The organism is Yinghuangia aomiensis (assembly GCF_039542225.1).
Classification (GTDB): Bacteria; Actinomycetota; Actinomycetes; order Streptomycetales; family Streptomycetaceae; genus Yinghuangia; species Yinghuangia aomiensis.
The window spans coordinates 1-20,717 of record NZ_BAABHS010000067.1 but is presented as its reverse complement, the minus strand read 5'-3'; the positions used below and the strand labels follow the sequence as shown (position 1 = coordinate 20,717).

Annotated in this window: 20 protein-coding genes and 1 pseudogene; 9 read left to right on the top strand and 12 right to left on the bottom strand. The window is 72.7% G+C overall.

Annotation, left to right across the window (positions count from 1 at the left end):
* Both ABEA93_RS41030 and ABEA93_RS42280 read left to right on the top strand, forming a co-directional pair.
* On the top strand, nt 1-619 hold a 619-nt coding region (locus ABEA93_RS41030), incomplete at its 5' end, for a hypothetical protein (protein ID WP_345681111.1).
* A gap of 70 nt (nt 620-689) precedes the next feature.
* A pseudogene (locus ABEA93_RS42280) lies at nt 690-1,847 on the top strand (LysR family transcriptional regulator); the annotation flags it as partial.
* A 162-nt stretch (nt 1,848-2,009) separates the two neighbouring features.
* Here the strand turns inward: ABEA93_RS42280 and ABEA93_RS41020 are convergent.
* On the bottom strand, nt 2,010-3,122 hold the full coding sequence (locus ABEA93_RS41020) for a Fic family protein (protein ID WP_345681109.1): 1,113 nt from the start codon (nt 3,120-3,122) through the stop codon (nt 2,010-2,012).
* Between the two features lie 78 nt (nt 3,123-3,200).
* Nucleotides 3,201-3,776, bottom strand: a complete 576-nt coding sequence (locus ABEA93_RS41015; protein ID WP_345681108.1) for a TetR/AcrR family transcriptional regulator — start codon at nt 3,774-3,776, stop codon at nt 3,201-3,203.
* Between the two features lie 103 nt (nt 3,777-3,879).
* Here ABEA93_RS41015 and ABEA93_RS41010 point away from each other — a divergent pair, with 103 nt between their 5' ends.
* The 4 genes from ABEA93_RS41010 to ABEA93_RS40995 all read left to right on the top strand — a co-directional run bounded on the left by ABEA93_RS41010 (nt 3,880) and on the right by ABEA93_RS40995 (nt 6,812).
* Nucleotides 3,880-4,455, top strand: a complete 576-nt coding sequence (locus ABEA93_RS41010) for a dihydrofolate reductase family protein (RefSeq protein ID WP_345681107.1) — start codon at nt 3,880-3,882, stop codon at nt 4,453-4,455.
* Nucleotides 4,456-4,574: 119 nt separating this feature from the next.
* Nucleotides 4,575-5,168 (top strand): 1,2-dihydroxy-3-keto-5-methylthiopentene dioxygenase, encoded by a 594-nt coding sequence (locus ABEA93_RS41005; protein ID WP_345681106.1) that lies wholly within the window; start codon nt 4,575-4,577, stop codon nt 5,166-5,168.
* On the top strand, nt 5,165-5,899 hold the full coding sequence (mtnC, locus tag ABEA93_RS41000) for an acireductone synthase (RefSeq protein ID WP_345681105.1): 735 nt from the start codon (nt 5,165-5,167) through the stop codon (nt 5,897-5,899). The genes ABEA93_RS41005 and mtnC overlap by 4 nt, the downstream gene beginning before the upstream one ends.
* A 334-nt stretch (nt 5,900-6,233) precedes the next feature.
* On the top strand, nt 6,234-6,812 hold the full coding sequence (locus ABEA93_RS40995; protein WP_345681104.1) for a GtrA domain-containing protein: 579 nt from the start codon (nt 6,234-6,236) through the stop codon (nt 6,810-6,812).
* Nucleotides 6,813-6,895: 83 nt separating this feature from the next.
* On the opposite strand, the gene ABEA93_RS40990 is transcribed toward ABEA93_RS40995, so the two are convergent.
* The 8 genes from ABEA93_RS40990 to ABEA93_RS40955 form a co-directional block, all read right to left on the bottom strand.
* The gene (locus ABEA93_RS40990) at nt 6,896-7,687 is read right to left on the bottom strand and encodes an FAD-binding oxidoreductase (RefSeq protein ID WP_345681103.1); all 792 of its coding nucleotides are present in this window, start codon (nt 7,685-7,687) and stop codon (nt 6,896-6,898) included.
* Complete coding sequence (locus tag ABEA93_RS40985) at nt 7,674-8,303, bottom strand: sulfite oxidase-like oxidoreductase (RefSeq protein ID WP_425585269.1); 630 nt, start codon at nt 8,301-8,303, stop codon at nt 7,674-7,676. Before ABEA93_RS40985 ends, ABEA93_RS40990 begins: the two co-directional genes overlap by 14 nt.
* Nucleotides 8,300-9,103 carry a nucleoside phosphorylase gene (locus ABEA93_RS40980; protein WP_345681102.1) on the bottom strand — a complete coding sequence of 268 codons (804 nt, stop codon included), beginning with the start codon at nt 9,101-9,103 and terminating at the stop codon, nt 8,300-8,302. The genes ABEA93_RS40985 and ABEA93_RS40980 overlap by 4 nt, the downstream gene beginning before the upstream one ends.
* Nucleotides 9,100-10,107: an ABC transporter permease gene (locus ABEA93_RS40975; protein ID WP_345681101.1), complete on the bottom strand. Its 1,008-nt coding sequence runs from the start codon at nt 10,105-10,107 to the stop codon at nt 9,100-9,102. The genes ABEA93_RS40980 and ABEA93_RS40975 overlap by 4 nt, the downstream gene beginning before the upstream one ends.
* 1 nt (nt 10,108) lies before the next feature.
* The gene (locus ABEA93_RS40970; protein ID WP_345681100.1) at nt 10,109-11,332 is read right to left on the bottom strand and encodes an ABC transporter permease; all 1,224 of its coding nucleotides are present in this window, start codon (nt 11,330-11,332) and stop codon (nt 10,109-10,111) included.
* On the bottom strand, nt 11,325-13,088 hold the full coding sequence (locus ABEA93_RS40965) for an ABC transporter ATP-binding protein (protein WP_345681099.1): 1,764 nt from the start codon (nt 13,086-13,088) through the stop codon (nt 11,325-11,327). The genes ABEA93_RS40970 and ABEA93_RS40965 overlap by 8 nt, the downstream gene beginning before the upstream one ends.
* A 128-nt stretch (nt 13,089-13,216) precedes the next feature.
* Nucleotides 13,217-14,290 (bottom strand): BMP family ABC transporter substrate-binding protein, encoded by a 1,074-nt coding sequence (locus tag ABEA93_RS40960; RefSeq protein ID WP_345681098.1) that lies wholly within the window; start codon nt 14,288-14,290, stop codon nt 13,217-13,219.
* 150 nt (nt 14,291-14,440) lie between these two features.
* The gene (locus ABEA93_RS40955) at nt 14,441-14,590 is read right to left on the bottom strand and encodes a hypothetical protein (RefSeq protein ID WP_345681097.1); all 150 of its coding nucleotides are present in this window, start codon (nt 14,588-14,590) and stop codon (nt 14,441-14,443) included.
* A gap of 278 nt (nt 14,591-14,868) precedes the next feature.
* Between ABEA93_RS40955 and mtnA the strand changes: the two genes are divergently transcribed.
* Nucleotides 14,869-15,897 carry an S-methyl-5-thioribose-1-phosphate isomerase gene (gene mtnA / locus ABEA93_RS40950; RefSeq protein WP_345681096.1) on the top strand — a complete coding sequence of 343 codons (1,029 nt, stop codon included), beginning with the start codon at nt 14,869-14,871 and terminating at the stop codon, nt 15,895-15,897.
* 125 nt (nt 15,898-16,022) lie between these two features.
* Here mtnA and mtnB read toward each other — a convergent pair whose 3' ends face one another.
* Nucleotides 16,023-16,661 carry a methylthioribulose 1-phosphate dehydratase gene (gene mtnB / locus ABEA93_RS40945; RefSeq protein WP_345681095.1) on the bottom strand — a complete coding sequence of 213 codons (639 nt, stop codon included), beginning with the start codon at nt 16,659-16,661 and terminating at the stop codon, nt 16,023-16,025.
* 281 nt (nt 16,662-16,942) lie between these two features.
* On the opposite strand from mtnB, the gene ABEA93_RS40940 reads away from it, so the two are divergent.
* Together ABEA93_RS40940 and ABEA93_RS40935 are read left to right on the top strand one after the other, a co-directional pair.
* Entirely contained in the window at nt 16,943-17,728 is a 786-nt protein-coding gene (locus tag ABEA93_RS40940) for a mechanosensitive ion channel family protein (protein ID WP_345681094.1), read from the top strand.
* A 171-nt stretch (nt 17,729-17,899) separates the two neighbouring features.
* On the top strand, nt 17,900-19,483 hold the full coding sequence (locus tag ABEA93_RS40935; protein WP_345681093.1) for a hypothetical protein: 1,584 nt from the start codon (nt 17,900-17,902) through the stop codon (nt 19,481-19,483).
* A gap of 174 nt (nt 19,484-19,657) precedes the next feature.
* On the opposite strand, the gene ABEA93_RS40930 is transcribed toward ABEA93_RS40935, so the two are convergent.
* On the bottom strand, nt 19,658-20,464 hold the full coding sequence (locus ABEA93_RS40930) for an enoyl-CoA hydratase/isomerase family protein (RefSeq protein ID WP_345681092.1): 807 nt from the start codon (nt 20,462-20,464) through the stop codon (nt 19,658-19,660).
* Between the last annotated feature and the right edge of the window lie 253 nt (nt 20,465-20,717).

The following is a 20,717-nucleotide window of genomic DNA, read 5'->3' as shown; positions in this document are numbered from 1 at the left end:
TCCCGCGCCCGCGGGGGCGTCGTCGCCGGCTCCGGCCGGCAGCGCGTCCGCGCCGGCCGGCAGCCCTCCGGCTTCGGCGGGCGTCGCCGCGCCCGCGCCGTCCCCGCGGACGACGGCGCCGCCCTCGTCCGCCGACCCCGACGGCATCCCGTACGTTGTCGGACGCGACCTCCAGAAGGCCCGCGATGCCGTCTGGATGGCGGGCTACCACTACATCAAGCCGCACGACGCCCTCGGCCGCGGCCGGGTGCAGCTCCTGCTCAGCAACTGGCAGGTGTGCGACCAGGATCCCGGCCCGGGCGAGACCGACAAGGGCACCACCGTGCGGCTCGGCGTCGTGCGCACCAACGAGGACTGCCCGGCGCAGCCGATCCCGACCTCGGAACCCAGCGCGCCGGACGGCGTGATGCCCGCGGTGGTCGGGCGCAGTGTCAACGTCGTCCGCGACGCGCTGCGCGGGGACGCCAAGATCGACGTCGACGATCTGCGCGGCAGCCGTCCGGTCATCATCGAGAACCACTGGCAGGTGTGCACGCAGACCCCGGCGGCGGGGCAGCCGCTGCCCAAGGGCGGCAAGGCCAAGCTGGGCGTGGTGAAGTTCGACGAGAAGTGCCCGTGAGGCCGTCGGCCGGCCGCGGCGCGGGAAACCGACCCGGCGGCACTGGAAACCGGCGGACCGGCAGGCCACGATGGGTCCGCGGGACATGCCGTACGGTCGGGTACGGATCGCCCCGCGTCGTCGCCGTACGTCCCCCGCACCACGGAGTCCGCGCATGGCCCCGCCGCCCGCCCGCCGCAGTCCCGGGCTCGACCCCCGGCTCACCGTGCACCAGCTCCGCCGCCTGGTGGCGGTGGCCGACCACGGCTCGATCTCGGCCGCCGCCGCGGCGCTCTACCTGGCGCAGCCCGCCCTGTCCAAGTCCCTCATGGAACTCGAACGCACGGTCGGAACACGTTTGTTCGCCCGCACGAACCGGGGGACGGTGCTGTCCCCCGCGGGGGAGCGGGCGGTGCGGCTGGCCCGGATGATCCTGGCGGACGTGGAAGCGTTCGAGGGGCTGGGGGACCCGGGCCTGGCCATGATCGGCGGGGCCGCCGCCGCGGCGACTCCGCAGCCTTCCGCTGCGGCACCTGCGGCACCTGCGGGGCCGACCGCCGGCAGCACGTCGATCGGGTCGGCGGATCCGCCCACGCAGGCTTCACCCGACGCGCCCCCGTCCCCGCCCCCCGCCCACTCGGGCCATACGTCCCACGGCGCGGAGGCGCCGGGGGATTCCCCGGCCCCTCCCTGCGCACGCCCCCGTCGCATGCCGCACAGTGCGGGGGACAGCGCGGGTGCAGGGCAGCGCGGCGCAGCGAAGCCGCCCCCGGCCGGGTCCACCGCCCCCGAACCCGCCATCCTCCGCATCGCCGCCACCCCCACCCTCTCCGGCGATCTCGGCACCCACCTGATCCCGGCCTTCGCCGCCGAGCACCCCGACATCTCCGTCCGACTGCTGCGGTTCTCCTCACGTCCGGACCTGTTCGACGCCGTGCGGAACGGGGACGCCGACCTCGGGGTCGCGGCGCTGCCCGGGCCCGACGACCTGGCCGCCTGCCGGTTCGCGGTCCGCGAAGTCGTCCTGGTCTCGCCCGAGTCCGTCGACCTGCCCGACCCCGCGAGCCCCGCCCACCTCGACGGCCTCCCGCTCGTCCTGCCCCCGCCGGGCCCGGGCCGCCGCGACGAGATCGACGCCTTCTTCACCGCGATGGGCATCACCCCCGTGGTCGCTCTCGAAGCCGAAGACCGCTCCGCCTGGGTCGCCGCCGTCCGCGCCGGCCTCGGCTCGGTCTTCCTCTACCGCGACATGCACGAAGACCTCGCCCACCCCGGCACCACCGTCCGCGACTTCCACCCCCCCGGTCCGCGGCCACATCGCCCTCTTCCACCGCCCCGACACCCCGCCGCCCCGCATCGCCCGCTTCCGCGACTACGCCCGCCACCACGGCCTCCGGCCACCGCTGCCGGGTCAGTCGTCGTAGGGCTCGCGGTAGGGCGGCATGAGCTTGAGTACCTCGGCCACGACGGGAGCCATGGACTCGCCAGGCACGTACTGCCTTGCCCGGGTCCGGCCGTCGGCCCGGAGCCAGCCGAGCCGGACCAATTCCTTGAGATCGCGCTGCGCCGTCTGCTCGGTCAGGTCGGCATCGTGCTGGTACACCGCGCGGCGGACCTTTCCGCTCAGCGCGGCGGGAAGCAACGCGTAAACCACGCGCTCGTCCAACCCCAGCCGGGAAGTGGCCTCCGACAGTTGTTCCCAGATACGCGCGTACAGATCGAAGCGGCGTTCCGCGGACTGCGCCTGAAGGTGGTGGGCGCGCAGGCAGAACTTGATCCAGGGGTGGGTGTCGTTTTCGGGAGACCACGTTGCCCCGCCCACACGTTTGAGGACGCGGTAGTAGTCCCAAGTGTTCTCGCGATACCCGAGCCACTCCTCAATCGAGGAGTACTCCGCAGGCAAAACTCCGTCGCGGGCGAAGAGCAAGGCCGAGAGTGCGCGGCTGAGGCGACCGTTGCCGTCGCACCACGGATGGATGTTGACCAGGTTGAGATGGGCCATGGACGCTCGCACGTGCACGGGTTGGTCGAGATCGCCTGCGTTGAGCCAGTCGATCAATAGGGCCATGAGTTCCGGGATACGCCCGGGGTCGGGCGCCGTGTACTCCGTGACAGGGGGGTGGCCGGCCGACAACACATACACGGCGCGATTGCGCCACCGACCGGGACGCTTGTGCGCGTGGTGCCCTTGCACCATCCAGTGAAGCGAGTTGAGCAGACCGGCTTCATACGCGAAGCCGTCTGCGTCGGACAGCGCTTGGATCCACGACAGCGCGCGTCGATAGCCGTCCACTTCGATGCGAGTCGGTTCGGGCGTGCCCATGGGCTGTTCACCCACCAGTAGCGCTTCGACCTCACTGACGCGCATCGGGTAACCCTCGATCGCGTTCGAACCGGCGATGGCCCGCGCGGTCATGTTGCGTCGCAGCTGTCCGGACCACGGACGCCCTGGGCGTAGCCGCAACGAGAGCCGCTCGCGCAGCTCCTCGACCTCCGTGAGGACGCGCTGGTCCCCGGTGTCCAACGGTGGGGTCGCGTAGATCCGTGCCTCGGTCCTCGTGATTGGCGGCATGACCTGGTAACGAGTGGCCGGATCAATCCGTCATTCCCTCGGCACCACCCGATCCACGATCGCGTCGATCAGTGCCTCGATCGGGTCCGCCGCGATCACCTCCGGCACCGTCAAGTGTTCGACGATGAGGCCGAGCATGGCGAAGTAGAGGACGCTGACGGTCGAGCGGTCGCCGGGGAGGCCGGCGGCCAGGTGGAAGCGGATGGATTCCTCGTACTCGGGCTGGAGCCGGGCGGTCAGGGTGCGGCGGAGGTCGGGGCGGCGGGTGGCTTCCAGGCGGAGTTCGAGGAGGGCCAGGTAGCCGGTCCGGTCGGCGGTGACGCGGCGGACGATGTCGTGCATGAAGTGGCGGACCAGCTCGCGGGAGGGCGGGGTCTCCAGGGCGTGCGCCACGGACGCCGGGTCGGGGGCGAGGCGCGTGTAGACGCGGCGGCCGGCCTGGTCGAGCAGGTCCTCGCGGTTCGCGAAGTAGTTCGAGGCGGTGCCTGTCGGGACGCCTGCCTGGGTGTCGACCGCGCGGAACGTCAGGCCGCGGGCGCCCTCGCGGGCCAGGACGTCGATTGCCGCGTCGACGAGCGCGGCCCGTCGTTCCGGATTCTGTGCCATGGGACGAAAACCTCGCGGGTTCGGGTGATCACTTGCAACCACTACAAGTGAAGTACTATACCTGTAGTTGTTCGCGATGCCGAAGACCTGCACCAGGAGCCTCATGCGCAAGCTCACCTACTTCGTCAGCCACTCGATCGACGGCTACATCGCCGCCCCCGACGGCGCCTACGAGCACCTGATGCCGTACCAGGACGTCTTCCACTGGATGCTCGCCGCCTGCCCCGAGACACTCCCGGCACCCGTGCACGACGCGATGGGCACCAAGCCCGAGCCCAAGCTCTACGACACCGTCGTCATGGGCCGCGCCACCTACGACCCCGCGCTGGAGCAGGGCCTCGTCAGCCCCTACCCGCACCTGCGCCAGTACGTGGTCACGAGCAGCCTCACCGAAAGCCCCTCCCCGGACGTCACCCTCGTCCCCGGCGACCCCGTCGCCACCGTCCGCGCGCTCAAGGCCGAAGAAGGCGAGCACGGCATCTGGCTCGCCGGCGGGGCCGCCCTGGCCGGCGCGCTGCTCGACGAGATCGACGAACTCGTCCTCAAGTGCTACCCGGTCGTCGCCGGGGCCGGGATCCCGCTGTTCCGCGCCGACTTCCGGCCCGTGGAGTTCCGGTTCGTCGGCCAGGAGTCCTTCCCCGACGGCGGGCGTATCGCCACCTACGTGCGCAACCGGTGACCGCCCGTGCGAGTTGTGTCCCCGAGATGACCGAATGCCGCCGCGACCTGGGTGTCTTTGGGGCGCGGCGGTAGATTTGCCGGGGGGGAAACCGACCGGCGAGTACGAGGAGAGTCCGGATGTCCCTGCTGACCGTGTGGCCCGAGGCCGACAGCGCCACGGAGTTGCTGTGCACCGCCGAGCCCGGCGCCATCGCCGGGGCCCTCGCGCCGATCGGCGTGCGCTACGAGCGGTGGACCGCCGACGCCGCCCTCGCGCCCGGCGCCACGCAGGACGAGGTGATCGCCGCCTACCGCACCGAGGTCGACCGCATCACTGCCGCCGAGGGCTACATCCTCGTCGACGTCATCCGCCTCCAGCCGTCCGACGACCCCGAGTGGCCCGCCAAGGCCGCCGCCGCCCGGCAGAAGTTCCTCGCCGAGCACACCCACGACGACGACGAGGTCCGCTTCTTCGTCGAAGGCGCCGGGATCTTCTACCTGCACGTCGACGGCAAGGTCTTCGCCGTGCTGTGCGAGGCGGGCGACCTGCTGTCGGTGCCGAAGGGCATCACCCACTGGTTCGACATGGGCGTCGAGCCGTCCGTCGCCGCGATCCGGTTCTTCCACGACGAAGACGGCTGGGTCGGCGACTTCACCGGGGACAAGATCTCGGAGCGCTTCCCGGACTTCGACACCATCCAGGCCCGCTACGCCGCGGAGTCCGCCGCGTGACCGCACCGACCGCTCCTGCGCACGTGGTCGTGGACATCGAAGGCACCACCAGTGCCACCGGGTTCATCACCGAACAGCTGTACCCGTACTCCCGCAAGCACTTCGCCCGCGTCATCGAACAGCGCGGCGACGAAGCCGAGATCGCCCGCGCGGTCGCCGCGGTGCGCGACCACCTCGGCGACCCCGGCGCGGGCACCGACGTCGTCGTCGCGCAGCTCAACGGGTGGCTCGACCGCGACGAGAAGGCCACCCCGCTCAAGACGCTGCAAGGCGTCATCTGGGCGGAAGGCTTCGCGTCCGGCGAACTCACCTCGCACTTCTACCCGGACGCGATCCCCGCGCTGCGCGCCTGGCACGCAGCCGGGCACCGGCTCTACGTGTACTCGTCCGGGTCGGTCTCCGCGCAGCTCGCCTGGTTCGGGCACTCCGCGGAAGGCTCGCTCCTCCCGCTGTTCTCCGGCCACTTCGACACCGAGAACGCCGGTCCGAAGAAGACGGCGGCCTCGTACCACGCGATCGCCGCGGCGCTCGGCGAAGACGACGCGGCGCGCTTCGTGTTCTTCTCCGACCTCGTCGACGAACTCGACGCGGCCCGCGAAGCCGGCTGGCACACCGTCGGCGTCCGCCGGGCCGGCGAACCGTACTTCGACCGCGGGGTGGGCACCCACCCGGAGACCGACTCGTTCGCGCGTGTCGACTTGTCGGGACGTCAACCGGTCGTCGCGGGCTGATCCGGAACGCCCGGGCGTCCCTCCCCCGGGTGACCCTTAGGGGTGATCCGGGGGAACACCCCCTACTTCCTGCGGGTCTGATGTCTCCTCAGGGAGTACGCGCGGCATCCCCCCAGGGATGACATGGTCTTGGCGATCTCGGTCTCCGGGGATGACGAATCGACTTGTGTTCCCCGGCAGAATGATCCTGTACGCGTCACACCCCCGGGATCGGCGCCCGGGGGCGTGACGTGTATCACCGGGGATCGCGCGTCCGGGTTCGTCACAAAAGGAACCCCTCGCCCGTCATCTCCTGTGAACAGAGCAGGGGGAAGGCGAGGGGAAGGGGACTCCGATGCGCCGATCCGCACGAACCGCGGTGATCAAGCCGCGGTTCCGGCCGGTGCGCACCGCGTGGGACGGGCACATGCCCATGCCCGGTGCCGCCGCGGCCGCGAAGGGCCCCGTGGGCACGCTCGGTTCCACCGGGCCGATCGCGTCGTTCGTCCGCTTCGTCGCCTGCGGCGGCGGGGTCGGCGTGGCGTCCAGCGGCGCGCTGCTGCTGCTCACGAACTGGCTGAGCATCGCGGTCGCGAACGCGATAGTCACCGTCCTGGGCACGCTGCTGTGCAACGAACTCCACAGCCGCATCACGTTCCGCAAGGGCGCCGCCGGCTGGCGCGTGCACGCGGAGTCGACCGGAACCGCCGTCGTCGCCTACCTGTTCACCACCGGCGCGATGCTCGCCCTGGAAGCGGCGGCCCCGCACGCGGGGGCGCTGACCATCCAGGCCGTCTACCTGGCTGCGCAGGGCCTGGCCGGGCTGGGCCGGTTCGTGGTGCTGCGGCTGGTGGTGTTCGCCCGCCCGAAGTCCCGCACCGCGACCGCGACCGCAACCGGCACCCCGCGTCCGGAGCTGGTCATCGCGGCCTGAGCCGCACCCGAGCCCCGTTCCCGAGTTTCCATAACCGAGCCCCCGTACCCGAGCCCCGTCCGCAAGCGGACCCCGCGTCCCGGCTACACCGCGTCCCCGAACCTCTCCAGGCGGATGCGGGTGGCCGGGACGCCCGCGCGGGTCAGCATGCGGCCGACCGCCTCGGCGAAGCCCGTCGACCCGCACACGTACACCTCGCGGTCCTCGGCGACCGCCGCCGCGGCGTGCGGGGCGAGGACGTCCGGGGTCAGCCGCCCGACCGGCAGGCCCGCCGGGGCGCTGCGGCTGTACACCGCGGTGACCTGATCGCCCGTCAGCTCGGCGGCGTAGGGCAGGTGTTCCGGCGACCGCACGCACGCGACCAGGTGCACGGGGGTGGCGGGCTCGGCGGCGCGCTGGTGGCGGAGCATCGCGACGAGCGGCACGAGTCCGGATCCGCCGCCGATCAGCAGTGCCGGGCGGTCGCCCGCCCAGGCGAAGAAGCCGCCCAGTGGGCCGCGGACTTCGAGGCGGTCGCCGACCGCCAGTTCGCCGTGTACGAACCCGGACACCTCGCCGCCGGGCACGTGGTCGACGGTGAGTTCGATGTGGCCGGTGTCGCCGGGGGCGGACGCCACCGAGTAGTGGCGCTGCGCGGTGTAGCCGTCGGCGGCGGTCAGCCGCAGCATGTAGTGCTGTCCGGCGGCGTGCGCATGCCACCTCGGCAGCGCGAGGCGGACGGTCAGCAGGTCGCCGGTCTCTCGGCGAAGGCCGACGACTTCGCCGTACTGCCAGTCGACGGCTCCGCGCAGGCTCCGCGCGACGCGGCCGGGTGCGGCGAACTCGGGGATCGGCGGCAGCGCCGGCGCCGCGGGGTCGGCGTCAGTCGCCGGCATAGCGTTCCTCCGCCCACGGGTCGCCCCGGTGGTGGTAGCCGTTGCGTTCCCAGAAGCCCGGTTCGTCGCGGTCGACGAGCCGCAGCCCGGCGATCCACTTGGCGGACTTCCAGAAGTACAGGTGCGGGACGAGCAGCCGCGCGGGCCCGCCGTGCGCGGGCGTGAGCGGCTTCCCGTCGAAGTCGAAGGCGATCCAGGCACGGCCGGACACCAGGTCGGACAGCGGCAGGTTCGTCGTGTAGCCGGTGTGCGCGTAGGCGACGACGTGCGTCGCGGTCGGCAGCGGCCGGACCTCGCCGAGGAACGTGTCGAGGGACACGCCGTCGAACACGGTGTGCAGCTTCGACCAGGACGTGACGCAGTGGATGGGGCCTTCGTAGCGGCCCGGCGGCAGCGCGCGGGCCTCGTCCCAGGTCCAGGTCCGGGGTTCGGCGACCAGGCCGTCGATCCGGAAGGTCCAGTCTTCGGCGGCGAGTTCCGGGGTGACCTCGGCGGACAGCACGGGGAACGCGTCGTGCGCGTCGTACTGCCCGGGCGGCAGCCGCCGGTCCCGCGCGCCCGCGGCGATCCGGCCGGTGAACCCGCGCGTGGGGACCGGCCCGGCCCCGCCGGTCACCGGGCCGCCTCCGCAGCGGCCGCGGCGTCCGCCGCGGCGAGCCGCACGACCGCGTCGAGCGCCACCAGCGCCGCCCGGTCCACGCCCTCCGCGACGACCTTGCGGTGCGGGTCGTAGCCGCTGTTGCCGTCGTCGTCGACCAGGTCGTCGGCGGCGATCCCGTCGATCACCAGCGCGCCGCCCGCGCGCAGGCCGTTGAGGGACGCGAACACCAGCAGCGCGGACAGCTCCATCTCGATGGCCAGCACGCCCGCCCGCTGGTACGGCTTCATCGGCAGCTCCAGCACGCCCGGCAGGAACGCCGCGCGCGTCCACACCGTGCCGCGGTGGTGCGGCGCGTCGTGCTCGCGGGCCGCCGCCTGCAGCGCGAGGGTGACCTCGGGGGTCGAGAACGCCGGGAACTCGGCGGGCACGAGCTGCTGCGTCACACCGTCGTCGCGGACCGCGGCCTCGGCCACCACCAGGTCGCCGTCCCCGATCCCGCGCGCCAGCGCACCGGCGGTGCCCAGGCGGATGAGCGTCGTCACCCCGGCCTCGGCCAGCTCGCCGAACAGGCACACCGCGCCGGGCCCGCCGACACCGTGCGACGACACGACCAGGTCGACGCCGCGCCACGTGCCGCGGTAGGTGACGTACTCGCGGTTGGCGCCGATCTGCTCGGCGCCGTCCAGCAGCTGTGCGACCAGCCCGGCGCGCGCCGGGTCGCCGACCACGAGCGCGTAGGCGGGCAGCCCGGACGACGGGATCTTGGTGATCGGCAGCACGGCGGGACGGGACGCGGCGTTGGCGGGGGTGCTCACGGCTTCGGCTCCAATGCGGGGGCGGGACTTGCGGCACCGGCGGGCCCGAACGAATCGGCCGGTGCTTCGGACGGTGCTTCCGACGGGGGCCCGGATTTCGGACGCCGCACCAGGCGGCGGTCGCGGAACCGCGGCCGGGTCGCCAGGAACAGCGCGATCAAGGTCATCACATACGGTGCCGCATCGGCGGCCTGCTGCGGCATCCCCTCGCCCTGAAGGCGGAAACCGATCGCCTCGACGAGCCCGAACAGCAGCCCGGCGAGCAGCACGCCGACCGGCAGCGCGCGGCCCAGCATGACCGCGACGACCGCGATCCACCCGCGCCCGGCGGTCATGTTCTCGGAGAACAGCGTCACGTTGCCCAAGGACAGCTGTGCCCCGGCGAGCCCGCACAGCGCACCCGAGGCGAGGACCGCGGCGTAGCGGTAGCGGGTGACGCTGACGCCCAGGCTCTGTGCGGCTTCCGGGGCTTCGCCGACGCCGCGCAGCCGCAGGCCCCACGGGTGCCGGGACAGCAGCACGGCGATCACCGCGACGACGACCCACGACAGGTAGACGAGCGGCGAATGCCCGGAGATCGCCTTGCCGACGAACGGGATCGACTCGATGCCGGGCAGGTCCACCGGGTCGAGCCCGTCGAGGTCCGGGTCGCCGAACGTGCCGGTCGTCCCGAACACGGTGCGCAGCAGGAACCCGGTCAGGCCGACCGCGAGCAGGTTGAGCGCGATGCCCACCACCACCGCGTCGGCGCCCAGGCTGACCGCGCCGACCGCGAGGATCGCCGAGAACGCGGTGGACGCGATGACCGCGGCGAGGACGCCGCCCCACGCGCTGCCGCTGTACCAGCTGCCCGCGACCGCGGCGAAGCAGCCGGTGAGCATGGTCCCTTCGAGGGACACATTGAACACGCCCGCGCGCTCGCACAGCGCGCCACCGAGGGCGGCGAACAGCACGGGGGTGAGGGCGCGCAGCGCGGAGAAGACGAGTTCGGCGTCGAACGACATGTCAGCGGCCCCCTTCCACAGCGGCCTTCACGGCGGCTTCCACCGGATCGTCCACGGGAGCTTCCCCGGGACTCTCGGCGGCCTTCGGATCAGGCGCCCGGCCTCCGGGCCGGAAGCGCCGCAGCCACCCGCCCTTGGCGAACACGCCGGTGCGGACCGCGAGGAACAGGATGATGACGGCCTGGAGCACCGACGTGAGCTGCTGCGGCACGGCGGTCTCCTGCTCCATGCCGAACCCGCCGATGGTCAGCGCCGCGAAGAAGAACCCGGCGACGAGCGTGCCGAGCGGCGACGCGGCGGCCAGCAGCGCGGCCAGCAGGCCCGTCCACGTGTAGCCGGGCGACGTGAGCGCGCCGTCGACCAGGCGGAACGGGAAGCCGAGCACGGTGATCGCGCCGACCAGCCCGGCCAGGCCGCCGGACGCGAACATCAGCTTGAGGGTGAGCCGCGGACGGTCCACGCCCGCGTACGCGGAGAACCGTGCCCCGCGCCCGGTCATCCGCACCTCGAACCCGGCCGCGGTGCGGGCCTCGACGAAGGCGAACACCAGCGCCGCGGCGGCGACCAGGAAGATGCCGATGCTGATGCCGGTGCCCAGTCCGCCGTCCTGCGCGAACTCCGGCAGCCGCACGCCCTCGGGCAGCTTCTCGGTCTGCGGGATGCCCGAGCCCTTCTCCAACAGCTGGAAACGGATCAGGTAGGACACCAGCGACACCGCCGGATAGCTGAGCAGGAGGCTGCTCACCAGCAGCGGCACCCCGCACGCGTTCTCCAGGAGCGCCGCCAGCGAGGCCCACAGCCCGCCCGCGAGGACACCCGCGAGCAGCGCCAGCACGACCGTGACGGGCGCCGGGAACGGTGAGTACAACCCGACGCATGCGGCCGCGAGCGCGCCGAGGACGAGCTGCCCGTCGCCGCCGAGGTTGACCAGCCCGGCACGCAGCGGGATCGCCAGCGCCACGGCCATGCCGACGATCGGGATCGACTTGTTGAGCGTGTCGCCGATGCCGTCCGAGCCGAACGCGCTCTCGAAGATCGCCTGGTAGGCGGCCGGCGGCGCGGCACCGGTGCTCGCCAGGATGATCGCGCCGACGACGAACCCGGCGACGATCGAGACGGTCACGGGGGAGAACACGGCCGTGCGTGCGGCCGCGGCGGGGGAGAAGCGGGCCGCCGCGCCGCCCTTGGGCGGCTTCTCGGCGGCCGGCGAGGACACGTCAGGCATGGTCGGCTTCCCCCTCGGTCGGGGCAGGAGTGGCGGGGGAGTCGGGGGCGGCTGCCCGGAAAGCGGCGTCCGAGGCGGCGTCGGAGGCGGTGTCCGCAGCAGAGTCCGAGGCGGCGCCCGCAACAGGTTCCGAGGCGGCGTCGGCCGCCTGGTGCTCGGCGTCGTCGCCGGTCCGCTGCGCCGGAACCCCCGGTGTCCCGCCCGCCATCGCCAGTCCGATCGTCGCCGCGTCGGCGGCGGCGCGCGGGAGTTCGGCGACCACGCGGCCGTCGTACATCACCAGGACGCGGTCGGACAGCGCGAGGATCTCGCTCAGTTCCGCGGAGACCAGCAGGATGCCGTGCCCGGCGTCGCGGTGCTCGACCAGGCGGGTGTGGATGTTCTCGATCGAGCCGATGTCGACGCCGCGCGTCGGCTGCTCGACGACCAGCAGCGGCGCGTCGTGGGTGATCTCGCGGCCCAGGATCGCCTTCTGCTGGTTGCCGCCGGACAGCGTGCCGATCGGCACCGCCCCGGAGGCCGCCTTGACCGCGAACCGGTCGATGACCGACGCGGCGTGCGCGCGGATCGCGGCCCGGGACAGCAGGCCGCCGCGTCCGGCGATCGGGGCGCGGCGGTGGAAGCCCATGGCCAGGTTGTCGGCCAGCGGCGCGGTGCGGGCCGCGCCGACCTCGGCGCGGTCCTCGGGCACATAGGCCAGCCCGGCCGCGCGGCGCTTGGCGACGCTCGCGCCCTTGCCTCCGGACACCACCTCGGTCCCGGCGACGACGACCCGCCCGGCCGTCGCGGGCCGCAGCCCGGCCAGCGCCTCGACGAGTTCGCTCTGCCCGTTGCCCGCGACACCCGCGACGCCGACGATCTCGCCCGCGCGGACCCGCAGCGACACCGCGTCGACCAGCGGCTTCCCGCCCTTCGGGCCGACCGTCAGCCCGTCCACGGCGAGCACGTCGGTGCCCGGCACGCCCGCCGGATGGGTGCGGTCCAAATCGACCTGACGGCCCGTCATGGCCGCGGCGATCTCCGCCGGACCGGTGTCGGCGGTGGCCATCCGCGCGGTCACCCGGCCGTCCCGCAGCACCGTGACGCGGTCGCTGACCGCCATCACCTCGTGCAGCTTGTGGGTGACCAGCAGCACCGTCCGCCCGGCGGCGGCCAGGCCGCGGACCACGTCGAGGAGCCGGTCGGCCTCCGCCGGGGTCAGCACGGCCGTCGGCTCGTCCAGGATCAGCACCCGGGCGTCGCGGTAGAGCAGCTTGAGGATCTCGACGCGCTGCTGCACACCGACCGGCAGGTCGCCGACCCGGGCGTCCGGCGGCACGTGCAGGCCGTGCCGCTCGACGAGGTCGGCGACCTTCGCACGGGACGCGGCCCGGTCGACGAAGCCGCGGCGGCGCGGCTCCGCGCCGTACACCACGTTCTCCGTCACGGACAGCGACGGGAACAGCTTGAAGCCCTGGTGCACCATGCCGAGCCCGGCGTCGATCGCCTGCAGCGGCGACGTGAACGCGTGCTCGGTGCCGCGCAGCAGGATCCGGCCGGCGTCCGGCCGCTGCAGCCCGTACAGCACGGACATCAGCGTCGACTTGCCCGCGCCGTTCTCGCCCATCAGCGCGTGCACTTCGCCGGCCGCGACGGACAAGTCCACGCGGTCGCAGGCGAGCACGCCGGGGAACCGCTTGACGATGCCGCGCAGTTCGACCTCGGGAACGCCGGGCGCGGCCGCACCGGGCTCGGTGGGCGTCTGGGGGTCGGTCATCGGTGCGGGATCCGTTCCGGGCGGCCCGGACGGCCGGGCACCCGTCGCGGGTGCCCGGCCGTGCCGGGGAGTCGGGGCCGGACTCGGCCTAGGCCCCGACGGGTCGGCTCTTGCTGCTCAGCCCTTGCTCAGCCCTTGACCGGGTCGGCCACCTGCAGGCGGCCGTCGACGATCTGGGCACGCAGGTCCTGGACGGTCTTGACGATGTCCGGGTGCTGCGCGATACCGCACTGGGAGTTCTCCAGGCCCGGCTCCAGCGAGGTCAGCGAAATGCCGCCCTCCTTGAGGCCGTACGACACGACGCCGCCCGGCGTCGCGTTGAGGATCTGGTCGACGCCCTTCTGCACCGCGACGTCCGTGTGCTTGATCACGTTGTCGACGACCGAGCCCGGCGCCTGCGGGCACTGGTTGACGTCCACGCCCCACACCTGCAGCCCGTCCGTCTTCGCCGCGTTGAACACGCCGAGGTTGCCCGCCGCGGACGCGGCACCCATGACCGTGTCGACGCCCTTGGTCTTCAGCGACGTGGTCTGCTCGCTGGCACGCGCCGGGTCGTTGAAGGGGTTCTGCCCGCCCACGAACAGCTGGGTGAACGAACTGTTCGCGTTGGTCTGCTTGGCGCCCGCACCGAACGGGTCGGAGAAGCGGCGGATCTGCGGCGAGTCGACCGCCACGACCGCGCCGGTCTTGCCCGACTTGGTGAGCAGGCCCGCCTCGGCACCGGCCAGGAACGCGCCCTCGTGCTCGCGGAACACCGCGCACGTCACGTTCGGGAACGCCTTGTCGGTGCACGAGTCGACGAGCAGGAACTGCTGGGCCGGGTTGGCCTGCGCCTGCTGCGCGATGACGTCGTTGAACTCGAAGCCGACCGCGACGACCACGGCGGGCTTCTGCCGCACCGCGCTCTCCACGTTCTGCTGCAGCGCCGTCGGGTCCTTGCTCTCCAGCACCTTGGACGTGCCGCCGGCCGCGGAGGCGGAGGCCTCGACGCCCTGCTTGGCGAGCTTGAGGAAGTCGTTGACGCCGATCGGCTCGGGCGTGACGAGGACGACGTTCTTGCCCTTGGCCTTGCCGTCCCCGGCCGGGGCGGCCGAGTCCTTCTTGTCGTTCGCGTTGCAGGCGGTGGCGGCGAGCGCGGTGGTCACCGCGACGGCGGCCAGGACGATGCGGCCGGGCGTGGTCCGGCGGGAAAACACGTGCATGGGGATCCTCGGGCAGGGCTGCGCGCGGGGGCGGGCGCGGCAGCGGGACGTACGCGGAACTGCGGTGGTGCGGAGGCTTGGGGGCGCGGGTCGCGCGGTTGTGGTGCCGTGGGGCTGGGGCCGGGCGGACTCCGTCGTGCTCGGCGCGGTTCAGCGGCCGCGGCGACAACAGCCGCGGACGGGCGCCACGCGGCGGGCCGGGGGCAGGGACGCCATCGGACAGCCGTGGGATTCCTCGAGCATCGCGAAATCGGCGTCGATGCCTACGGGCATGCGCCCGGCGCGGTACGGCTCGGCCACGGCTGACCTCCTCCCGGATGCGCGGAATTTCCAACGATCGGCGACCGGTCCGATGATCGGACCGGGTCGGTGCCCGGGAAGATATCACCCCCGCGAACCACCCCGGCCGACATGTCCGCGATTCGGGAGGTTCACGGGACTGGGCCCCACGGATCCGTTTGCATCCCGTTAACACCCTGGTCATACGATCGACGGGCCGGAACCGCCCCCGCCGGCGCCCCGACCGGCCGAAGACCGGCCGAAGACCGGCCGAACCCGCACACCCCAGGGAACCGCACGTGGCCCCCAGCACCCCGACCGCAGACGCCGACTCCGCTATACGCACGCTCACTTGGCACGGCACCGGACTCCACCTGATCGACCAGACTGCCCTCCCCGGACGCCTGGTCACCCTCGACGCCTCCGACGTCGACACCCTCGTCGACGCCATCGGCCGCCTCGCCGTCCGCGGCGCCCCCGCGCTCGGCGCCTCGGGCGCCTACGGTGTGGCGATCGCCATGCTCCAGGCCGCCCGCGAAGGCTGGGACGCGGACCGCCTCGACACCGAGATCCGCCGCATCCGCGACGCCCGGCCCACCGCCGTCAACCTGGCCGGCGGCGTCGACCGCGTCCTCCCCTTCGTCCCGCAGGGCGTCGCCGCCGTCATCGCGGAAGCCGACGCGGTCGTCCGCGAAGACGTCGCCGCGAACCGCGCCATCGGCGCCCACGGCGCCGACTGGATCCTCGCCCGCGTCGAACGCCGCCCGCTGCGCGTCCTCACGCACTGCAACACCGGCTCGCTCGCCACCGCCGGATGGGGCACCGCCCTCGGCATCATCCGCGAACTCCACGCCCGCGGCGTCCTCGAGGCCGTCTACGCCGACGAGACCCGGCCGCTCCTGCAAGGCTCCCGGCTCACCGCCTGGGAACTCGACCAGGAAGGCATCCCGCACTTCGTCCAGCCCGACGGCGCCGCCGCAAGCACGATCCTGCGCGGACTCGTCGACGTCGCCGTCATCGGCGCCGACCGCATCGCCAAGAACGGCGACACCGCCAACAAGATCGGCTCCGTCGGCGTGGCCCTGGCCTGCGCGGACGCCGGGATCCCGTTCGTCGTCGCGGCACCCCGCACGACCTTCGACGACGCCACCCCGGACGGCGGCGCCATCGCGATCGAGGAGCGCCCCGAAGCCGAGGTCCTCGAATGGGGCGGCATCCGGGTCGCCCCCGCGGGCTCGCGCGCCTTCAACCCGGCCTTCGACGTCACACCGGCACGCCTGATCGACGCGATCGTCAGCGAGGACGGAGTGGTGGAACCGGGACACTGAGGCGCTCCGCGCTCTCCCGGCTCTCTTCCGGCTCCCTTCCGGTAACGCAGGAACCCCAGCGAAACAGGAACCCCCGTGGCAACCACGGGGGTTCCTCGCTGTGCGCGTCGTCTTCCGGAGGCCGTTCAGCCCTCCGTGAGACGGAACTCCAGCAGCCACTGCACGATTTCGGTGTGGTGGCGGGCCTGCATCGGGTCCTCGCCCCACACGTACATGCCGTGCGACGCCACCAGCACCGCAGGCACGCCCGGCACCATCGCCGCCTCCAGCCGGTCGCCCAACTCGCCCATGTCCTGGCTGTTCTCGATGACCGGGATCACCACCGTCTCGCCGTGCGCCGACCGGCCGATGCCCTTCAGCATCTCCAGGTCGCTCAGCTCGACGCCCTTCGGCCAGTACCGCGCCGCCTGCACCGCATGCAGCGTGTGCACGTGGAACACCGCACCCGCACCGGTCAACGCCACCACACGCGCATGCAGCCCGGCCTCCGCGGACGGCTTGCGCGGCGCACCCGGGCCCTGGTCGGCAGGCACCGGCGTACCGGAACCGTCCACCACGACCAGGTCGTCCGGATCCAGCTCGCCCTTGTCCAGCCCGCTCGCCGTCACGGCCAGCCGCAGCGGCTCGCGCGACACCACCACCGACAAGTTGCCGGAGGTGCCCCGCATCCAGCCGAAGCCGGCGAACCGCGCGGCTTCACGGGCCAGGACCGTGCCGGCGGCGGCACGGTCGGCGGCGGTCACAACAGGGGCAGGCGTGGTCATGCGCGGTCCTTTATCTCGCTCCGTCCGACCATCATCCCATCCGGATGCTTCATCCCGGCCCGGGGCCGCGCGCCCGCCCGGACCTGCACGTTCCCGCCGCAGCCGTCGAGTGGACCCGCCTGTCCCTCGAACGGGCGGGACGCCCACCCGCTCGGCCTAGTTCCGCGGTTCGCGGCGGGACACCGCCCGCTCGGCGGTGCTACCACGGAGCGCACATCCGGCGCGGCGCAAGGCTTTCGAAGGCCGCGCCGCGCACCTTCCCGCAGCAGAGAGATATGCGCATGACGCAGAGCCTCGCCCTGTCCGTCGACTTCGGACAGGGGTTCACCGATGCCTGGACCAGCATCGCCAGGATCATCCCCAAGCTGGTGGCCTTCGCCATCATCATGGTCGTCGGCTGGATGATCGCGAAGCTGATCGCCCGGGTCGTCGACCGCGTGCTGCGCAAGGTCGGGTTCGAGAAGGTCTCCGAACGCGGCGGCGTCGCCGGGATGCTGCAGAACTCGAAGTACGACGCCACCGCCATCGTCAGCAAAGTCGTCTACTACGCCATCATGCTGATGGTCCTTCAGCTCGGCTTCGGGGTCTTCGGCCCGAATCCCGTCAGCGACCTGCTGCGCAGCATCGTGCTGTGGCTGCCCAAGGCCATCGTCGCGCTCCTCATCATCGTCGTCACCATGGCGATCGCCCGCGCGGTGCGCGACATCATCGGCGGGGCCCTCGGCGGCGTTTCGTACGGCAAGACCGTCGCCACCATCGCCTGGGCGTCCATCGTCGCCCTCGGCACCATCGCCGCCCTGAGCCAGGCGCAGATCGCCACCTCGGTGACCGGCCCGGTGCTGGTCGCGGTCCTCGCCACGATCGCCGGCATCCTGATCGTCGGCGTCGGCGGCGGCCTCGTCATGCCGATGCGCGCCCGCTGGGACCGCTGGCTGGAGAGCGCCGAACGCGAATCGGTCAACGCCAAGGCCAGCATGGACGCCTACAACCGCGGCCGCGCCGACGCCGCGGGCGCCGCGGAACAGGCCAGGCGCGGACAGCTCGGCGAGTCGGGGGCGCAGGGCTGACGCACCGCGCACGCACGAACCGACGGCCGTCGCCCCTGATCCGGGTGACGGCCGTCGTCGCGTCCGCCGCGGTGGGCCGTGCGGCAGCGGGGGTGGGGCAAACCAGTGACGTATCGCGGTGGCGGGTGTTGGTCCCGGAGAGCGATGCGGCATCACTGTTACAAATCGCCCATGTCTTTACTTATCGGTCTGAAGCAGCATGCCGTGCCGCTGGCCGTCGCGGCGGCCGGCGCGGTCGCCGCAGGCACCCTGTTCGCCTACTCGGCGAGCCCGACGGCCGCCGCCGCCGAAGTGCCCTCCGCAAGCGCCCGGCTCATCAAACTCACCATCGCCGACGTCGACGCCTTGAACACGTCGGCGTTCACCGGTTCGTACGGCATCGCCGGCACGCCGCCGCTCGGCCAGGACGAGTCCGGCGACTTCTCCGACCCGGACGGCGTCCTGGACTACGCCTCGTTCGGCACCGAAGTCGTGCGCACGTCCAACACCACCGCGAAGGTCTACGCCCAGGTCCACGCGGCCGCGGTGTCGGTGCACATCCACCCGACGTCCGCCGCGGCGTCGCCGCTCATCGGGTTCGGCCCGGTCGCGGAGGGGACGACCGGGGATGTGGACACGTACGCCGAGTGCGTACCGCCGCCGTACCAGGAGACCGCGTTCGCCTACGCCCACACCGCAGCGGACCAGATCGAGATCGTCGGCCACCTGGTGTCACCCGGCACCACGACCCTCGACGTCACCGGCGCCGACCTGAACGCACCCGGCCTGGGACCGAGCACGCTGACCGTGGAGTTCACCGAGTACCACCGCCCGCCGAGCGACGCACCGTCGGCGGGCTCGACCGCGAGCGCGGGCATCGACGTCACGGTGAACGGGACGCTTCGGGACCAGGGCGGCGCCGTCGTGTACCAAGGGCCGATCGCCAAGGCCGAGTTGGGGCATGTGGAGGTGGTGTGCGAGGGGGAGACGACGTCGCCGCCGCCGCCGACTTCCGCGCCGCCGACTTCGGGGCCGCCCACGTCTGGGCCGCCGACGTCCGGGCCGCCCACGTCTGAGCCTCCGACTTCCGCGCCGCCGACTTCGGGGCCGCCTACTTCGCAGCCTCCTACGTCTGGGCCGCCTACTTCCGGGCCGCCGACGTCCGGGCCGCCGACTTCGCAGCCTCCGACGTCTGGGCCGCCGACGTCCGGGCCGCCTACTTCTCGGCCACCGACATCCGCGCCTCCGACGTCCGGGCCGCCCACCTCAAGGCCGCCCACCTCAAGGCCGCCTACCTCAAGGCCGCCTACGTCGCGACCTCCGACGTCGGAGCCGCCTACGTCGCGACCGCCGCACACGTCGCAGCCCCCGACTTCGCAGCCGCCGACTTCGGGACCTCCCACGTCGCAGCCTCCGACCTCGCGACCTCCGACGAGTGAACCGCCGACGTCCGCGCCTCCGACGAGCGGTCCGCCGACCGGCGGCCCGACGACATCGTCCGGTCCTCCGGCGCCCTCGCCGTCCGGCTCCGGCGGGACGTCGGCACCGCCCGGGATTTCCGGGGGCGGTGAGGGCGGGACCGGCGGCCACGGGCCTGGCGGTCCGGAAGGTCCCGGCGGTCCGGGTGGGCCCGGCGGGTACGGCACGTCCGGCGGCTCGGGCGGTCTCGCGAGCACCGGGGCGCAGGTAGGCCTGGGCGTGGTCGGCGGCCTGGGACTGATCGCGATGGGAAGCGTGCTCGTGATCGCCGTGCGTCGCCGCGGGACTGCCGGATGACGTCCGGCGGGTGAGCGGAACGGGATGAACGAACGCAACCGCCGTTGAACGAACACGACGGCCGCTGCCCGGCGGTATGACCGCCGGGCAGCGGCCGTCGGGCAGCAGCCGTCGCGTGAACCGAGACCCTCGTGTGTACGGCGGGACTGCCCGCCGTTCATCCCCGTCGGTCGCCTACATGTCCTGCCACACCGGCGCGCGGCGCTCGCGGAACGCCGCCGCGGCTTCCGTCATGTTGCCGGTGAAGGTGCCCAGCACCTGCGTGCGGTTCTCCAGTTCGAGCTGTTGGCGGAAGCTGCCCGCCTCGATGCCGGACCACACGCCCTTCTTCGTCATCCACACGCCGTACTCGGAGTTCTCCGCGATCAGCCCGGCGAGGCCCAGCGCCTCGTCGACGTGCTCGCCTTCCGGGGTGAGCGCGTTGAGCATGCCGTAGCGGTCCGCCTCCTCGGCGCTGAAGTGCCGCCCGGTGAGCATGAGTTCGGCAGCCCGCGTGGGACCGACCAGACGCGGCAGCAGGTAGCTCGTGCCGACATCCGCGGACGACAGCCCGACCTTGATGAACACCGACCCGAACTTCGCGGTCGTGTCCGCGACCCGCAGGTCCGAGGCGAGCGCCAGCGCCAGACCGCCGCCGACGGCGGCGCCGTGCACGGCCGCGATCACCGGCTTCTCGCACTCGTGGACGGCCAGCATCAGATCGACCAGGTGCTCCTGCGTCCGGTACACGAGCCCGACCTTGCCGCGCCCCTCGGCATCGGGCGCCGGGTCCGGGTCGCCGCTGAGGTCGGCACCGGAACAGAACGCCCGGCCCGCGCCGGTCAGCACGATTGCGCGGATGCCGCGCTCGCGGTTGAGCGAACGGAAGGCCGCGTATACGTCGGAGACCAGACTCGGGCTCAGCGCGTTGAGCCGGTCGGGGCGGTTCATCCGCACCAGGGCGACACCGGCGGCCGGGCGTTCGATCTCGGCGAATTTCATCGGGGGGCTCCTGGTCTGCTTGGGCCTGTGGGGCTCGGCCGGTGGGGCTTGCAGCAGGAAAACAGGTTTTCTTGACGGGGGCAAGGGTGCGGGGTGTCTTCGGGGGGTGGCTTATGACGAGGCTCAGGGGGTCCTACGTTGGTCGTGGGTCAGACGGGCTGTCGTAGGGTCCAGAGGCCCGGAGACGCCGGGTATGGCTTTCAGGGGGTTGCACTCGATGGTTCGCTCCACCTGGCCGCCCGGCGTCTCACGA

What these genes read in the sequence shown, in the direction of transcription:
- ABEA93_RS41015 (WP_345681108.1), bottom strand. Translation starts at nt 3,776, where the DNA reads ATGGCACAGAATCCGGAACGACGGGCCGCGCTCGTCGACGCGGCAATC.
- ABEA93_RS41010 (WP_345681107.1), top strand. Translation starts at nt 3,880, where the DNA reads ATGCGCAAGCTCACCTACTTCGTCAGCCACTCGATCGACGGCTACATC.
- ABEA93_RS41005 (WP_345681106.1), top strand. Translation starts at nt 4,575, where the DNA reads ATGTCCCTGCTGACCGTGTGGCCCGAGGCCGACAGCGCCACGGAGTTG.
- ABEA93_RS40995 (WP_345681104.1), top strand. Translation starts at nt 6,234, where the DNA reads ATGCGCCGATCCGCACGAACCGCGGTGATCAAGCCGCGGTTCCGGCCG.
- ABEA93_RS40990 (WP_345681103.1), bottom strand. Translation starts at nt 7,687, where the DNA reads ATGCCGGCGACTGACGCCGACCCCGCGGCGCCGGCGCTGCCGCCGATC.
- ABEA93_RS40975 (WP_345681101.1), bottom strand. Translation starts at nt 10,107, where the DNA reads ATGTCGTTCGACGCCGAACTCGTCTTCTCCGCGCTGCGCGCCCTCACC.
- ABEA93_RS40970 (WP_345681100.1), bottom strand. Translation starts at nt 11,332, where the DNA reads ATGCCTGACGTGTCCTCGCCGGCCGCCGAGAAGCCGCCCAAGGGCGGC.
- ABEA93_RS40965 (WP_345681099.1), bottom strand. Translation starts at nt 13,088, where the DNA reads ATGACCGACCCCCAGACGCCCACCGAGCCCGGTGCGGCCGCGCCCGGC.
- ABEA93_RS40960 (WP_345681098.1), bottom strand. Translation starts at nt 14,290, where the DNA reads ATGCACGTGTTTTCCCGCCGGACCACGCCCGGCCGCATCGTCCTGGCC.
- mtnB (WP_345681095.1), bottom strand. Translation starts at nt 16,661, where the DNA reads ATGACCACGCCTGCCCCTGTTGTGACCGCCGCCGACCGTGCCGCCGCC.
- ABEA93_RS40940 (WP_345681094.1), top strand. Translation starts at nt 16,943, where the DNA reads ATGACGCAGAGCCTCGCCCTGTCCGTCGACTTCGGACAGGGGTTCACC.
- ABEA93_RS40935 (WP_345681093.1), top strand. Translation starts at nt 17,900, where the DNA reads ATGTCTTTACTTATCGGTCTGAAGCAGCATGCCGTGCCGCTGGCCGTC.
- ABEA93_RS40930 (WP_345681092.1), bottom strand. Translation starts at nt 20,464, where the DNA reads ATGAAATTCGCCGAGATCGAACGCCCGGCCGCCGGTGTCGCCCTGGTG.